The sequence below is a fragment of the Microvirga sp. 2YAF29 genome, assembly GCF_052114605.1.
In the GTDB taxonomy this organism is placed as follows: Bacteria; Pseudomonadota; Alphaproteobacteria; order Rhizobiales; family Beijerinckiaceae; genus Microvirga.
The window spans coordinates 288,637-302,698 of the sequence record NZ_JBFRFB010000005.1 but is presented as its reverse complement, the minus strand read 5'-3'; the positions used below and the strand labels follow the sequence as shown (position 1 = coordinate 302,698).

At 61.7% G+C, this 14,062-nt stretch carries 19 protein-coding genes and 1 riboswitch; of the genes, 10 read left to right on the top strand and 9 right to left on the bottom strand.

The window, feature by feature from the left end; all coding sequences use genetic code 11:
• Window positions 1-322: 322 nt before the first annotated feature.
• From AB4Y85_RS09465 to dnaQ, 5 genes are read left to right on the top strand one after another with little or no spacing between them, the layout of a single operon-like run.
• On the top strand, window positions 323-1,156 hold the full coding sequence (locus AB4Y85_RS09465) for a pyruvate, water dikinase regulatory protein (protein ID WP_441984623.1): 834 nt from the start codon (window positions 323-325) through the stop codon (window positions 1,154-1,156).
• A gap of 3 nt (window positions 1,157-1,159) precedes the next feature.
• On the top strand, window positions 1,160-1,777 hold the full coding sequence (locus AB4Y85_RS09460; RefSeq protein ID WP_441984622.1) for a Maf family protein: 618 nt from the start codon (window positions 1,160-1,162) through the stop codon (window positions 1,775-1,777).
• A 12-nt stretch (window positions 1,778-1,789) separates the two neighbouring features.
• Entirely contained in the window at window positions 1,790-2,638 is an 849-nt protein-coding gene (locus tag AB4Y85_RS09455; protein WP_441984621.1) for a shikimate dehydrogenase, read from the top strand.
• Window positions 2,635-3,249 (top strand): dephospho-CoA kinase, encoded by a 615-nt coding sequence (gene coaE / locus AB4Y85_RS09450; protein WP_441984620.1) that lies wholly within the window; start codon window positions 2,635-2,637, stop codon window positions 3,247-3,249. Before AB4Y85_RS09455 ends, coaE begins: the two co-directional genes overlap by 4 nt.
• A 2-nt stretch (window positions 3,250-3,251) precedes the next feature.
• Entirely contained in the window at window positions 3,252-3,980 is a 729-nt protein-coding gene (gene dnaQ / locus AB4Y85_RS09445) for a DNA polymerase III subunit epsilon (RefSeq protein ID WP_441984619.1), read from the top strand.
• Between the two features lie 220 nt (window positions 3,981-4,200).
• Here the strand turns inward: dnaQ and secB are convergent, their stop codons facing one another.
• A complete protein-coding gene (secB, locus tag AB4Y85_RS09440; protein ID WP_441984618.1) occupies window positions 4,201-4,689 on the bottom strand; it encodes a protein-export chaperone SecB in 489 nt (162 codons plus the stop codon).
• Window positions 4,690-4,981: 292 nt separating this feature from the next.
• On the opposite strand from secB, the gene AB4Y85_RS09435 reads away from it, so the two are divergent.
• From AB4Y85_RS09435 to AB4Y85_RS09420, 4 genes are read left to right on the top strand one after another with little or no spacing between them, the layout of a single operon-like run.
• Window positions 4,982-5,704 carry a Tim44/TimA family putative adaptor protein gene (locus AB4Y85_RS09435; RefSeq protein WP_441984617.1) on the top strand — a complete coding sequence of 241 codons (723 nt, stop codon included), beginning with the start codon at window positions 4,982-4,984 and terminating at the stop codon, window positions 5,702-5,704.
• 50 nt (window positions 5,705-5,754) lie between these two features.
• Complete coding sequence (gene mltA, locus AB4Y85_RS09430; protein WP_441984616.1) at window positions 5,755-6,873, top strand: murein transglycosylase A; 1,119 nt, start codon at window positions 5,755-5,757, stop codon at window positions 6,871-6,873.
• Window positions 6,874-6,883: 10 nt separating this feature from the next.
• On the top strand, window positions 6,884-7,447 hold the full coding sequence (locus AB4Y85_RS09425; RefSeq protein ID WP_441984615.1) for a Smr/MutS family protein: 564 nt from the start codon (window positions 6,884-6,886) through the stop codon (window positions 7,445-7,447).
• Between the two features lie 4 nt (window positions 7,448-7,451).
• Complete coding sequence (locus AB4Y85_RS09420) at window positions 7,452-7,859, top strand: helix-turn-helix domain-containing protein (RefSeq protein WP_441984614.1); 408 nt, start codon at window positions 7,452-7,454, stop codon at window positions 7,857-7,859.
• Between the two features lie 55 nt (window positions 7,860-7,914).
• Here AB4Y85_RS09420 and AB4Y85_RS09415 read toward each other — a convergent pair whose 3' ends face one another.
• The gene (locus AB4Y85_RS09415) at window positions 7,915-8,556 is read right to left on the bottom strand and encodes a LysE family translocator (protein ID WP_441984613.1); all 642 of its coding nucleotides are present in this window, start codon (window positions 8,554-8,556) and stop codon (window positions 7,915-7,917) included.
• 20 nt (window positions 8,557-8,576) lie between these two features.
• A riboswitch (ZMP/ZTP riboswitch) is annotated at window positions 8,577-8,659 on the bottom strand.
• A 136-nt stretch (window positions 8,660-8,795) separates the two neighbouring features.
• Between AB4Y85_RS09415 and AB4Y85_RS09410 the strand changes: the two genes are divergently transcribed.
• Window positions 8,796-9,797 (top strand): adenosine kinase, encoded by a 1,002-nt coding sequence (locus tag AB4Y85_RS09410; protein WP_441984612.1) that lies wholly within the window; start codon window positions 8,796-8,798, stop codon window positions 9,795-9,797.
• Window positions 9,798-9,981: 184 nt separating this feature from the next.
• On the opposite strand, the gene AB4Y85_RS09405 is transcribed toward AB4Y85_RS09410, so the two are convergent.
• The 7 genes from AB4Y85_RS09405 to AB4Y85_RS09375 form a co-directional block, all read right to left on the bottom strand.
• Entirely contained in the window at window positions 9,982-10,500 is a 519-nt protein-coding gene (locus AB4Y85_RS09405; RefSeq protein WP_441984611.1) for a YidH family protein, read from the bottom strand.
• A gap of 45 nt (window positions 10,501-10,545) precedes the next feature.
• Complete coding sequence (locus AB4Y85_RS09400; protein ID WP_441984610.1) at window positions 10,546-10,908, bottom strand: hypothetical protein; 363 nt, start codon at window positions 10,906-10,908, stop codon at window positions 10,546-10,548.
• A 36-nt stretch (window positions 10,909-10,944) separates the two neighbouring features.
• Complete coding sequence (locus tag AB4Y85_RS09395; protein ID WP_441984609.1) at window positions 10,945-11,403, bottom strand: GNAT family N-acetyltransferase; 459 nt, start codon at window positions 11,401-11,403, stop codon at window positions 10,945-10,947.
• A gap of 9 nt (window positions 11,404-11,412) precedes the next feature.
• Window positions 11,413-12,390 carry a type I pantothenate kinase gene (gene coaA, locus AB4Y85_RS09390; RefSeq protein WP_441984608.1) on the bottom strand — a complete coding sequence of 326 codons (978 nt, stop codon included), beginning with the start codon at window positions 12,388-12,390 and terminating at the stop codon, window positions 11,413-11,415.
• Window positions 12,391-12,408: 18 nt separating this feature from the next.
• Complete coding sequence (locus tag AB4Y85_RS09385; RefSeq protein WP_441984607.1) at window positions 12,409-12,729, bottom strand: phosphoribosyl-ATP diphosphatase; 321 nt, start codon at window positions 12,727-12,729, stop codon at window positions 12,409-12,411.
• A gap of 8 nt (window positions 12,730-12,737) precedes the next feature.
• Window positions 12,738-13,487: a type I methionyl aminopeptidase gene (map, locus tag AB4Y85_RS09380; protein ID WP_441984606.1), complete on the bottom strand. Its 750-nt coding sequence runs from the start codon at window positions 13,485-13,487 to the stop codon at window positions 12,738-12,740.
• Window positions 13,488-13,556: 69 nt separating this feature from the next.
• Window positions 13,557-14,060: a hypothetical protein gene (locus AB4Y85_RS09375; protein WP_441984605.1), complete on the bottom strand. Its 504-nt coding sequence runs from the start codon at window positions 14,058-14,060 to the stop codon at window positions 13,557-13,559.
• Between the last annotated feature and the right edge of the window lie 2 nt (window positions 14,061-14,062).

Here is a 14,062-nt window from a genome sequence, read left to right as displayed (position 1 = left end):
AAGCCGCAAGCCCGTCCACAAGCGGTCCACATTGCCCAGGGCGTTAACCATTCGTTTACGATTGGGGCAGCCCTGCCTCAATCCTTTCCGAAATCTTAAACCTTAACAGCCCGTTAACGGACATTAACGAAGTCTGAATCCTCCGCTTGGAAGTGATTCGTGCCGGATTCTCCCAATTGGTCATCGGATAAGTCGCACAACGGGCAGCCCTGTTGATGATTGGTCCGGGAACTCACAGGCGCTTTTTCTGGACCTCGGCGAAAGGCCGTTCTATCCACACTTATCGACTCCTTTCCCAAGCCGGACATGCGGGGGTTAGACCTTGGCGGGACGCAGCTATTTCCATCTCCATCTCGTCTCGGACTCGACTGGCGAGACCCTGATCACGGTCGCTCGCGCGGTGGTGGCGCAATATGAAGGGGTCGCGGCCATCGAGCATGTCTATCCGCTGGTCCGCTCCACCACGCAACTCGAACGCGTCTTGAGCGAGATCGAGACCGCGCCGGGCATCGTGCTTTATACATTGGTCGAGCCGGAACTCGCTCATCGCCTGGAGGAGACCTGCCGGGCAACGAGTTCGCCGTTCCTCTCCGTGCTCGAGCCGGTGCATTCCCTGCTCTCCTCCTATCTCGGCACCCATTCGACCGCGCGTCCGGGCGCTCAGCACATGCTGAACGCGGAATATTTCAAGCGCATCGACGCCATGAACTACACCCTTCTCCACGATGACGGGCACCTGCCCGACGATCTCGACTCTGCGGATGTGATTCTCGTGGGCGTGAGCCGGACCTCCAAGACGCCGACCGCGATCTATCTCGCCAATCGCGGCTTGAAGACGGCAAATATTCCTCTGGTGCCGGGCATCCCGCCGCCGCAGATTCTAGAGACGGCCCGCAGAGCCCTCATCATCGGCTTGGTGGCCAGCCCTGAGCGCATCGTTCAGATCAGGCAGAACCGTCTGCTCAGTCTCAACGCGGATGATGACACATCCTATGTGGACCGTGATGCGGTGGCCGAGGAAATCGCGGTGTCGCGGCGGCTCTTCGCCCGCCATGGCTGGCCGGTGATCGACGTGACCCGCCGCTCCATCGAGGAGACGGCGGCCGCGATCATCGATCACTACCGGGATCACCGCCTGAAATTCATCGCGGAATAGGCCATGCCCGAACTCTGGACACCGACGGAAAAACTGCTGCTCGCTTCCACCAGCGCCACGCGCCTGCGTCTGCTCATGAGCGCGGGCCTCACGGTGGAGACGCAGGCACCCGAGGTCGACGAGCGCGCCATCGAGGCGGATGTCCAGAAGAATACTCTCGATCCGTTGGTCCTGGCCGCGCGGTTGGCCGCCGAGAAGGCGCTTGCCGTCAGCCGCCGCAATCCAGATCGGATCGTGCTCGGCGCGGATCAGGTTCTAGCCTGCGACGACGTGGTGTTTCACAAGGCACCGAACCGCAAGGCGGCTGCGCGAAAGTTGCAGACCCTGTCGGGCAAGACACATTTCCTGCATTCCGCCGGCGCGATTGCCATCGGCGGCAAGGTGGTCGAGCAATTCGATGCGAGTGCGTGCCTCACGATGCGCAACCTGACGGACGAGGCCATCGAGCTTTATCTCGACCTCGCGGGTCCCGATGTGCTCCAGAGCGTCGGCGTCTATCAGTATGAAGGTCTTGGGAGCCACCTGTTCGAGACCGTCGAGGGCGACCATTCCACGATTCTCGGTCTTCCCCTGCTCCCGCTTCTCGCAGCCCTGCGCCGTCTCGGCTGCCTGTCCCTCTAGGAATACCGCGTCATGAAGAAGGCCTTCATCATCGGCCATCCGATCAAGCATTCCCGCTCGCCGCTGATCCATGGTTATTGGCTGAAGCAATATGGGATCGACGGATCGTATGAACGCATCGATGTGGCGCCTGTGAATTTCGGGGAATTTTTCAAAAGCTTCGCGCGCGAAGGCTTCGTCGGCGGCAACGTGACGATCCCCTATAAGGAAGCAGCCTTCGCTTCTGTCGATCGCATGACGGCGCGGGCCGAGCGGTTGGGTGCCGTCAACACGCTCTGGATCGAGAAGGGCCAGATCTGGGGCGACAACACCGATGTGCTCGGTTTCATGGATAACCTCGATCAAACCTTGGGGACAGGCTGGGAACAGAATGTGGATACCGCGCTCGTTCTCGGCGCGGGAGGCGCGGCGCGCGGCATTGTCGCCGGTCTTCAGGATCGTCCCCTCAAGCGCATCCTCATCACCAACCGCACGCGTGATCGCGCCGAGGAACTGGCGCGTGCGTTCGGGGTCACCGGCGGGGTCACAATCGAGACGCTCGCATGGGACGAACTCAATCATGGTGTCGCGCAATCGCAGCTCATCGTGAACACCACATCGCTTGGCATGGCAGGCCAGTCACCTTTGCCCATCGATTTGAAACAGGCACCGGACAACGCGATCGTTTCCGATATCGTTTATGCCCCCTTGCGCACGCCACTTCTCGCTGCTGCCGAAGCACGCGGATTGCGCATTGTCGATGGCTTGGGAATGCTGCTGCATCAGGCGGTGCCCGGCTTCGAGCGTTGGTTCGGCGTGAAGCCGCAAGTCACTCCCGGATTGCGCGCGCTGATCGTCGCCGATATCGAGAGCCATTCATGACGTTTGTTCTGGGACTCACCGGCTCCATCGGCATGGGAAAATCGGCCACCGCCGATCTCTTCCGGCAGCTCGGCGTCCCGGTTCACGATGCGGATGCATCCGTGCACGCGCTCTATCGCGGACGCGCAGCAGCACTGATCGAGCGGGCTTTTCCCGGCACCGTTGTCGATGGAGCTGTTGATCGCCGCAAGCTCGGTGCGGTCGTGTTGAATGATGCTGAAAAAATGAAGCAGCTCGAATCCATCGTGCATCCCTTGGTACGTGAGGAAGAACAAAAATTTTTGTCCTCCGTCACGACGACCATCGCCGTGCTCGACATTCCGCTGCTGTTCGAGACCAGTAGCGAGAAGCGCTGCGATGCCGTGCTCGTCGTGACCGCACCCGCAGATGTGCAGCGGCAACGCGTCATGGCGCGGCCGGGCATGACGGAGGAGACTTTTCGTGCGATCCTCGCTAAGCAGATGCCGGATCGGGAGAAGCGCGCCCGCGCGCATTTCCTGGTCGATACCAGCCGGGGTTTCGATTCAGCGAGAGCGCAGGTGCGATCCATCCTCGCCTGCCTCGCCGGGCGGCCGGGACGGCACAACGAAATTGTGAAGACAGGTGTTTGACGATGTTGCGTGAGATTGTTCTCGATACCGAAACCACCGGCACCGACCACGCCAAGGGCGACCGGATCGTCGAAATCGGCTGCGTCGAACTTCTCAACCACATCCCCACCGGCAAGACCTATCACGTCTACATCAATCCGGAATTCCCGGTTCATCCCGGCGCCTTCGCGGTGCACGGACTGAGCAACGAATTTCTCGCCGATAAGCCGGTCTTCGCCACCATCGCCGACGAGTTCAACGAGTTCATCCGCGATGGCCGCCTCGTCATCCATAACGCACCGTTCGATATCGGCTTCATCAACGCGGAATTCGCGCGCACCGGCCACTCGACGATCAATCTGTCCGACGTGGTCGACACGCTCCTCATGGCGCGGCGCAAGCATCCGGGTGCAGGCAACAGCCTCGATGCGCTCTGTTCGCGCTACGGCATCGACAATTCCAAGCGCACGAAGCACGGCGCGTTGCTCGACTCAGAAATCCTGGCTGAGGTCTATATCGAGCTGATCGGCGGCCGCCAGGTTGGCTTCGATCTCACCGCGCAGCCCGCGAAGGGAGCCGGTTCCGCCATGCGCTCCGGTGCGGGCGCACCGCGCGAGATCCGCCAGCGCACCCTGATCTCGCGCTTGACGGATGCGGAACGTGAAGCTCACGCTGCTTTCATAGAACAACTCGGCGCGACCGCACTCTGGCGCGAATATATCGGCGAGGGCTCGCCGGAGAGTTCGTCCTAAAAGTTACTGACAGGCTTTCTCACGTCATCACCGGCCTTGTGCCGGTGATGACGCTTGTGCAAAGCGCCGCGCTTTTCGGATCGGGATGGCCGGCACAAGGCCGGCCATGACGGTGCATGGGTGTCACCTGCGAGCCTCCTCAATTGAGAGCCGCACACGAAACAAAAAGGGCGGAGCAGTCGCCTGCTCCGCCTTCGCATTTTAGAAAAACCGAACTGTCTTACGACAGGGTCTGTCCGCCCTGCTGACCCTGAACCTCGGCCGCGCGCTGGCGGTAGAGGGCCACGAAGTCGATCGGGTCGATATAGAGGGGCGGGAAGCCGCCGTTGCGCACCGCTTCGGCCACCATCTGGCGGGCGAAGGGGAACAGGAGGCGTGGGCACTCGATCATGACGACCGGGTGCAGCTGGTCCTGCGGGATGTTCTGGACGCGGAACACGCCGGAATAGGTGAGCTCGAAGGCAAAGAGCACGTCCTTGCCGCCGACCTTGGCGTCGCCCTCGAGGGTCAGGTCCACCTCGAAATCGGCATCGGCCAGCTGCTTGGCGTTCACGTTGACCTGCAGATTGATCTGTGGGCCTTCCGCCTGCTGCTGCAGGGAGCGGGGGGCGTTGGGATTCTCGAACGAGAAATCCTTGCAGTACTGAGCGAGAGCGTTCAGCGCGGGTGCTGCGCCGGTTGCTCCGTTGTTTGCCGGGTTGTCGGCCATGGTTTTCGTGCTCCGAAGAGGTGTATCGGTCGAGCCCGGACGTGGCGCTTTCTCGAAAGCGCCTGATCGGCAACGGGCCGTGGAACTCCGCGCTATCATGTTTCCGGCGCGAGAGGCAAGATTTTGCAAGGTCCCGATTTCTCAAGCCCCGATTTTGCGAGACTCCTTCGCTTGTCGCGGGGAAAGGTGGATGTTACGACCCCTAGGCCCCATATGCAAAGGATCACACCTTCTCCCTTTGGGGTATGCCCGGCTCACCGCCGGATCCCGATAGGCTGACAACGGATCGACGATGCAGGACTCCTTCGACATCACGACCCTCATTTTTATCGTTCTCGCGATCTTCGTGATCTGGCGCCTTCGCTCGGTGCTGGGGCAGAAGACCGGCAGCGAGCAACCTCCTTTCGATCCCCTGTCGCGCCGCGATGCTCCTTTGCGTCCGGGCAATCAGCCGGCGGAGCCCGATCACAATGTGGTGCGCTTGCCCGGCACCAACGGCACCCGCCCGGCCGCCGAGGTTCAGACCGCCGAGCGCTGGAAGGGCATCGCCGCACCTGGCACGCCCATGGCGGCGGCTCTCGACGAGATCGCCCGCACCGAGCCGAATTTCGACGCTCCCGAATTTCTCGAGGGTGCCAAATCCGCCTATGAGATGATCGTCAGCGCCTTTGCCGTCGGTGACCGCAAGACGCTCAAGGATCTTCTCTCCCGGGAAGTCTATGAGGGTTTCGAGCGCGCCATCACGGAGCGCGAGCAGCGCGGCGAGCGGGTTGAAACCACGTTCGTCTCCATCGACAAGGCAGAGATGGCCGGCGCCGAAATTCACGGCAAGACGGGCCAGGTTGCGGTGCGTTTCGTTTCGCAGCTGATCACCGTCACCCGCGACACCTCCGGCATCGTGGTGGACGGTAGCCCCGACAGCGTTGCCGAGGTCACCGATGTGTGGACCTTCGCCCGCCAGCTCGGCAGCCGCGATCCGAACTGGCAGCTGGTCGCCACCGAAGCGGGGCAATGATCCATGCGGGGCGAGCCCTCCTCGCGTGTTTCCTCATCGGGACAATGAGCATGCCGTCGGCTGAGGCGGCGTCCGGCCTGATGGGGCAGGCGCGCCTGGAGCCCCTTTCCTTCAAGGATTTGGCGGGCTGGGCCGATGACGACCATGCCGCCGCCTTCAAGGCCTTCCTCCGGTCCTGCCGCGCGCTCGAGGCCAGCTCCGCCGAACTGCGCCTGGCGAAGGCTCCCGAAAAACGCCTGCTGGCCGTTTGCCGGGAGGCATTTAAATCGAAGAATTTGTCACGGGCTCAGGCGCGCCGGTTCTTCGAGACGCATTTCCAGCCCTTCGCCATTCATCCTCATGAGGGCCGCGGCTTTCTCACCGGATACTACGAGCCCGAATTTCTGGGTTCGCGCACGCCCAACGCCACCTTCAAGGTGCCCCTGCTCGCCCGCCCCGACGACCTCGTGACGATCGCGCAGGGGCAGTCCCTGCCCGGCATCGACAAAAGCTTCCAAGCTGGGCGCCGCACCGCCAAGGAGGGTTACGAGCCTTATCCAGATCGCGCCGCCATCGAGAGCGGCGCGCTCGGGTCAAAGGCAAAGCCCGTGGTTTATCTGCGCGAACCGGGTGAGGCCTTCATTATCCATGTTCAGGGCTCCTCCCGCATCCGGCTCGACGACGGTTCGGTGATGCGCGTGGCCTATGCCGGGCGCAACGGCCGTCCTTACACCTCCATCGGGCGCGTCCTGGTGCAGCGGGGCGAGATGGATCTGGAAACCATGACGCTCGCCAAGCTCATGGGCTGGTTGAAGGACAATCCCGGTCCCGCCAAGGACCTGATGCGCCAGAACCAATCCTACATCTTCTTCCGGGAGGCCGATGAGCTGGCCCCTGACGATGGGCCCATCGGCGGGGCGGGCATTCCCCTCGTGCCGGGGCGCAGCCTGGCAGTGGATCGCTCGCTCTGGACCTATGGTCTGCCCTTCTGGCTGGAGGGCGAGCTGCCGTTCTCGCTCGAAAAAGCCGAGCCTCTGCGGCGTCTCATGATCGCGCAGGATACGGGCTCGGCCATCGTCGGCCCGGCGCGGGGCGATTTCTTCTTCGGCAGCGGCGATGAGGCGGGCGTTCGCGCGGGCCTTCTGCGCCACACCACTCGCTTCGTGGTGCTGCATCCGAAAGCCGGATGATCACCTCTCCATGACCAAGCGCCGCCGTACACGTCAGCTGACCGCGGAGGAGCGACGGCTCTGGTCCCATGTGGCGCGCCATGTCACGCCCATGAAGGGCAAACTGCCCCTGCCCGCGCCCGAACCGGAGGACGAGCCCGCCACCGCGCCGCCACCGAAGATCATGGCACCCTCCCCGGCCCCGCCATCACTTCCGGCGAAGAAGCCGTCCATGCCGCCGCTTGCTCCAGTCGAGCGCAAAACTCTGGTTGCGCTCCGCCGGGGCCGCAAGGAGGTGGACAGCGTCATCGACCTGCACGGCATGCGTCAGGAAGAGGCGCATTTCGCGCTGCTGCGCTTCCTCCATCAGGCCCAGAATTCCGGCTACAGCGTCGTGCTGGTGATCACCGGCAAGGGCGGCGCTGCCACCGGAGGCCTGTTCGACGAGCGCGGCGTGCTGCGGCGCATGGTGCCCCATTGGCTGCGCCTGCCCGACCTCAGATCTCTTGTGGTCGGCTTCGAGGAAGCCTCTCCCCAACACGGCGGTTCCGGTGCAATCTATGTCAGGCTCCGCCGCAGGCGGGGTGCAGGATAGTGCGATGACTCCCTTTGGCGAACGGGTGCGGCAGCTGCGCCGTGAGCGCGGGCTCATGTTGAAGGACATGGCCGCGCATCTCGGCGTATCGAGCGCCTATCTCTCGGCCCTCGAGCGTGGCGAGCGCGGCAAGCCCACCTGGGCTCTCATTCAGGGCGTGCTGCAATATTTTCACATCATCTGGGACGAGGCCGACGAGCTGAAGCGCCTCGCCGACCTCTCCGACCCGCGCGCTAAAATCGACACCGCCAGCGCCGATCCGAAAGCCACGCTCCTCGCCAACCGCCTCGCCCGCGAAATCCGGTTTCTCTCCGAGAGTGAACTCGAGGACATGTTGACCATCCTCGACCGCGCGCAAAGCCGTGAGCGGCGCGCGCTTGTACCGATTCAGGCCGTGCAGGATGCGGTTTGAGAGGGGCTCTTCTGCTCGGAATTTGTGCGGTCCGAGCAAAACGTCATTCTCGTTTCTATGATTTTTGCAGTGTCATACTCTCGGCAATCAAGCGCAAACCCAAAGCTCCTATGACGAAGCCTGCTGTCCGATCGATCCAGCGTTTGAATCCGAGATAGAGCGAGCGTGGACGACTATTCGAGAAGGCGAGCGCAACCAGGACATACCATCCTGCCTCGATCGAGAAGATCAACGGCGGGAAAATGATCAGCATCCACATGGGGGGAGAAGGCGGCAGCAGGGCAGCAAAAATGCTTGCGTAAACAACGGCCGTTTTTGGATTGCTGATCTGTGTGATGAAGGCAAAGGCGAACGAGCGCAAAAGAGAGTTGGTCTTGAAGGCTTGGCCATCCGGAACTTCAAGAGGCTCGGATGCTACCTTCCAGATGCGCAGGCCTAGATAGACCAGATAAGCCCCACCTGTCAGCTTGAGGGCGAGGTAGAGCCACTCGACCTGAGAAAGCAGAGTGCTTAGGCCAAGAAGTGCTAAGGCCCCGAAAACTGCGCCACCAAGACCCATTCCAAGGGCGGCGGCGAGCCCATCCAAACGGGAAGCTGTAATCGCAATTCGGGAAACGAGAACGAAGCTCGGGCCAGGGCTCACGGCACCGATCAATAGGGCTCCAAGAATACTGATAAGAATGCTGGTCGCAGACATGGCAAAACCTCATTGGTTATTTGCAGTGCCCAGGCGAACGGCGTTTCTTGATCTGCGCTTCCCGATGGTGATCCATCCTATGTCGCCAGTTACGCAGATGAGATAGAATATATCATCTGTTATAAACTTAAACAGTGAATCCTCACTATGAGACGGTGTCATTAACTTCCAGAGTTAGCTTGACCTCCTTTATTCCGGATGCGAAAGCGCCCCATCCTTTTGCAACATCATGGTAATTCATGTCCCAGACCCGCATCGACGTGCTCACGCTCGGCAACGCCATCGTTGACGTGCTCGCCCATACCGACGAGGCCTTTCTGCTCCAGAAGAAGGTGCACAAAGGCGCCATGATGCTCATCGACGAAGAGCGCGCCGAGGAGCTCTATCGGGACATGGGCCCCGCCATTATCGTGTCGGGCGGCTCGGGCGCCAACACGGCGGCGGGTGCTGCCTCCTTCGGCGTGAAGGCGGGCTTCATCGGCAAGGTGAAGAACGACGAGACCGGCAAGCTTTTCTCGCACGACCTGAAAGCCATCGACGTCCATTACGACGTGACACCGGCGCAGGACGGTCCCGCCACCGCGCGCAGCTTCATCCTGGTGACGCCGGACGGCGAGCGCACCATGAACACTTATCTCGGCGCCTGCCAGAATCTCACGCCCGACGACGTGCATCCGGACACGGTGCGCGCGTCCAGCATCGTCTATCTCGAAGGCTATCTCTGGGATCCGCCGGCCGCGAAGGAAGCCTTCCGCAAGGCCGTGAAGATCGCGCACGAGGCCGGCAACAAGGTGGCGCTGACCCTCTCCGACGCCTTCTGCGTCGACCGCTACCGCGATGAATTCCTCGGTCTGATGCGCGACGGCAGCCTCGACATCCTCTTCGCCAATATCCACGAGCTGCAGAGCCTCTACGGCACCTCCTCGGCCGAGAGCGCGCTAGCCGCCTTGCGCGAGGAAAAGCTGCTCGGCGTCGTCACCCGCTCGGCGGATGGCGCGCTGGTGGTGAGCCGTGGCGAGACGCTCGCCATTCCCGCTTTCCCGGTCGAGCGCGTGGTTGACACCACTGGTGCCGGCGACCTCTTCGCCTCGGGCTTCCTCGCCGGCCTGACGCAGAATCTCAGCCTCACCGATTGCGCCCGCCTCGGCGGCCTGGCGGCGGCCGAGATCATCAGCCACCTCGGCGCCCGCCCGCAGGTGAATCTGCGCGAACTGGCGCAGCAGGAAGGGCTGTTGGGGTAAAACCCATCCTTTGTCATTCCGGGGCCGCGCAGCGGAGCCCGGAACCCATAGCCATCACAGATGTAGAATGAAGCTTGCGGGTTCCGTTGCGCTTTCCTCGGCAACGTCGTAGTTATGTGTTTCCACGCCTTCGGCGCGGCCCTTCGGGTCGGGCTCGCCTTTGGCGCACCGGATGACAGCGGATTTACCCTCCCATCTTCCCGAACCATAGACCGAACAGGGCTGCGAGCGAGACGAGAGCCAGGAAGCCGTTGAAGAGGACCAGCATGGCGGGCGCGAGTTGCCTCACGTCCGGGTGAGGCGGCTGCGCGCCGGTGAAGATCTGTCGCCAGACGGCCGCCGCGAAGCAAAAGGCGCTGAACAGCACCAGCACTGATCCGGTGGACATGATCATCCAGAACGGCACCACCCCTTCGAGAAGCTTCTGGGCACCGATGCCGGAGGCGAGCGAGGCGAGGCCCGTGCGCACCCAGGCGGCATAGGTCCGCTCGGCAGCGAAGACAGTGCGGTTGGCGGCAAGCTCCGTGCGTCGGTCCGCGCTGTCCTTCAGTTGAACGGTGGCCTTGGCTGTCGTCTTGGCAGCAGCTTGCGTCTGCTCGGCGGCTTCTTGCGTATTTTCCGCCGCTTCCTGTGTCTGAACGGCGGCTTCCTTGGCGTGCTCGGCGCTGCGCGTGAGCTTTTCCTCGACCGGCGGTGTGGACATGCGGCCTCCTTGATAGAGGCACAACGCTCAAGGTTGTGAAAAAGGTCAGCCTTGATATGCCCAGGCGATTTCGGCGAGCAGCCACGCCATGGCAGTCCAGCTGACGCCGCTCAAGACAAACAGGGCTCCTGTTGAAATACCGAATGCCCTGTCACTCCAGAGCGCATCCATCATCCGGCTCGGCTGATCCGCTGCACTGGCCGCCATCCCCGTCGATGCGCTCGAACGGGAAGTCGAGCCGATGAACATCATCGCACCCAGGCCACCCATTCCAAGCCCGGCATAAGTGGCTGCATCGAGAATGTCCGTGATGGCCCTGTAGTCGAGAAGCCAGACGATGGCTGCCGTGGCAGCAAAGGCCATGAGGTTCAGGAACAGCAATCCTTTGGCCACGCTCTTCACGCCCATGATGATCCTTAGTCTCGTTCGCCTTACTGTATCGGCTCAGTCGCGCCTGAGCGTGAACGCCGTCTTCTCATCGCGGCTGAAACCGGCCTTTTCATAAAAGCGGTTGATCGCTTCGTCCTTGCGGCCTGTCATCAGCATGATCTTGTAGCAGTTCTCACGCCAAGCTTGATCAATGGCACTGGAGAGAACCGCATGCCCGATGCCGAGGCCACGATGAGCTTCATGGGTCACGACGTTCTCGATCAAAGCGTAAGGACAACCGTTGCGGGTGAGATTGGGCACGACAATCAAAGTGCAGCTGCCGACGAGCCGACCCGCCAGTTCCGCAACATGGATGGTGACGCCTGGTCTTTCGAGAAGATTATCCCAAATCTTCTCGGCGGCTTCCGGCTCCAGAGCGGGATCGGCTCGATTGAGATGCCGGTAGAGAACGAGAAGTTCGGTCAAATCGCGCTTCCGAGCGGGCCTGATCTCGATTGCGCGTGTCGTATCCAACCAATGCTCCTATAGCCTTCTCAACGCCACCGTCTCGATCCGGTGGCTCGCGCCCTTTTTCAGGATCAGGCTCGCGCGCTGGCGGGTGGGCACGATGTTGTCGCGCAGGTTCACCAGGTTGATCCGGTTCCAGAGGCCGTCGGCGGTGGCGATGGCGTCCGTTTCGGGGAGTTCGGAATAGCGCCGGAAATAGGAGAGCGGATCGCGGAAGGCCGTGTGGCGCAGGCGCAGGAAGCGGTTCACGTACCAGCGGTGCAGGTCCTCCTCCTCCGCGTCGATATAGACGGAGAAATCGAAGAAATCCGACACGAATGGAATGGCCTCGCCATCCTTCGGCAGGCGCGCGGGCTGGAGCACGTTGAGGCCCTCGACGATGAGGATGTCGGGCCGGTCGACCGTGGTTTCCTCCCCGGGCACCACGTCATAGACGAGGTGGGAGTAGAGCGGCGCCTTCACGTTGCGCTTGCCCGCCTTGATGTCGGCGAGAAAGCGCAACAATGCGCCGGTATCGTAGCTTTCTGGAAAGCCCTTGCGCTCCATCAGGCCGAGCCGCGTCAGCTCGGCATTGGGCAGGAGGAAGCCGTCCGTGGTGACGAGGCCAACCTTGGGCGTGTTGGGCCAGCGGGCAAGCAACGCCTTCAGCACGCGGGCAGTGGTGGATTTTCCTACCGCCACCGATCCGGCGACGCCGATGATGTAGGGCACCTTTTCGTCCTGCTCGGCCAGCAGGAAGCGCTGGGTCGCCTTGAACAGCCCCTGCGTCGCGGCGACATAGAGGGAGAGCAGGCGCGACAGCGGCAGATAGATCGCGGCCACCTCGTCCAGCGAAATCGGATCGTTGAGGGATTGCAGCTGCATCACCTCGTCGGCGGTGAGCGTCATCGGCGCATCGGCACGCAGCTTCGCCCATTCATCGCGCGAGAAGGTGCGATAGGGGGAGAGGCCGTCATCGTCCGGCAGATTCTGCAACACGTTGAGCTGGTCCATGCGAACCGCCTTTTCGTCTCAAAGCTTGCGCGAGGCTTTCTCCGCGAGCCCCGATTGTACGGTGCGGCGCTCCAGTTCGGCCATGACTTCACTTAGCGGAATACTCGCGCCCTGCAACACGACCAAAAGATGATACAGCACGTCCGCCGCTTCCGCCGTCAGGTTCTGCCGGTCGCCCTGGACGGCGGCGATGGCCGCCTCCACCGCCTCTTCGCCGAGCTTCTTGGCCGCCTTGGCCGGCCCGCCGCTGATCAGCTTGGCCGTATAGGACTCGGTGGCGGGCGCAGCCGCGCGCTCGGCGACGATGCGGGCGAGGTCATTGAGGGTAAAGGAGGTCATGGTTTGAACTAGCCCGGGAGGGTTACGACAAGAGGTCCGTTACGGGTGGCGACGACCGTATGCTCATACTGGACGGTCGGCGCGCGCGGATCGCTGAGCAGTGTCCATTCGTCATCGCCATCCGTCGCTAAAGTCGCACCCACCGACAGGAAGGGCTCCACCGTGAAGACGAGGCCCTCATTCATGATCCGGCGCTCGGAGCGATCCGGCCAAGTGGGGATTTCCCCCGGCTCCTCATGAAGGGAATGGCCGATGCCGTGGCTCGCCAGGTTGCGGACCAGCGTGTAGCCGTTCTTTTCGGCAAACTTTCCGATGGCCTGTCCGATGCCCGCAATCGGCTTGTCGGCGCCGACCTGACGCAGGCCGACCCACATGGCGCGGCGGCCATCCTGGCAGAGTCGCTTGGTGGCATTCGTGACTGGCGGAACCGCGAAGGAAGCGCCGGTATCGGCATAGATCCCGTTCTTTTCCGCCGAGATATCGATGTTGACGAGATCGCCCGCCTCGATCCGGCGCGATCCCGGAATGCCATGGGCGATCTGCTCGTTCACGCTGATGCAGGTGGCGCCGGGAAAATCGTAAACAAGCTCCGGGCCGGAACGAGCACCGGCTTCCTCAAGGAGCCTGCGGCCGATCATGTCGAGTTCCGCCGTCGTCATGCCGGGTTCAAGCACTGCTGCCATGGCCTCAAGGGTATTGGCGACAATCCTGCCGATCTCCTGGAGCTTCGCGAGATCGTCTTCGTTGGAGACCGTCATTTGTTGAAACTACCGATTACAGTGGAGTACTCAGCGACAATGCGGACAAGGCCGTCGAGGGTGGAGGGGTCATGAATGGGATGCTTTCAAATAGCTCTGCCAATCGACGGGAAGTCTACGGTCATAAGTGCCGCGCCATGACGCAATGCGTAACTCATGATCGCCAGGGGGCACATCAGTAAATTTTGTGAGTTCATTAGAAAGGATTGTCGAACTCAGCTTCATTCTGCCCTCTGCCCAGACGGATGCAATAATAATGTTCTCATCGAGGATAGCTTGCAGGTAGTTCACTACCCGATTGCTTTCGGCAGCCTCAATATACTCCTCCGACCATGGAAAATGGATATGGAAATCACCAAAAGAAACAGTGATTTCCTGGCCCCAAGTCGAAATTTCGAGCGGATGCTCATTTCCCACCCCTGAGGCGTCGGGAATGGTGAGTTCCAGAAAATCCTGATTGGCATCCTTATCGTGAAAGGCGCGGACATGGGCGAGCCATTGTGGAAATTGGGCTTCTATCAAGCGCAAAAAATCCGCATTGAGCTCCTGAGCATTTTCTTTTGACAAAGTCATTG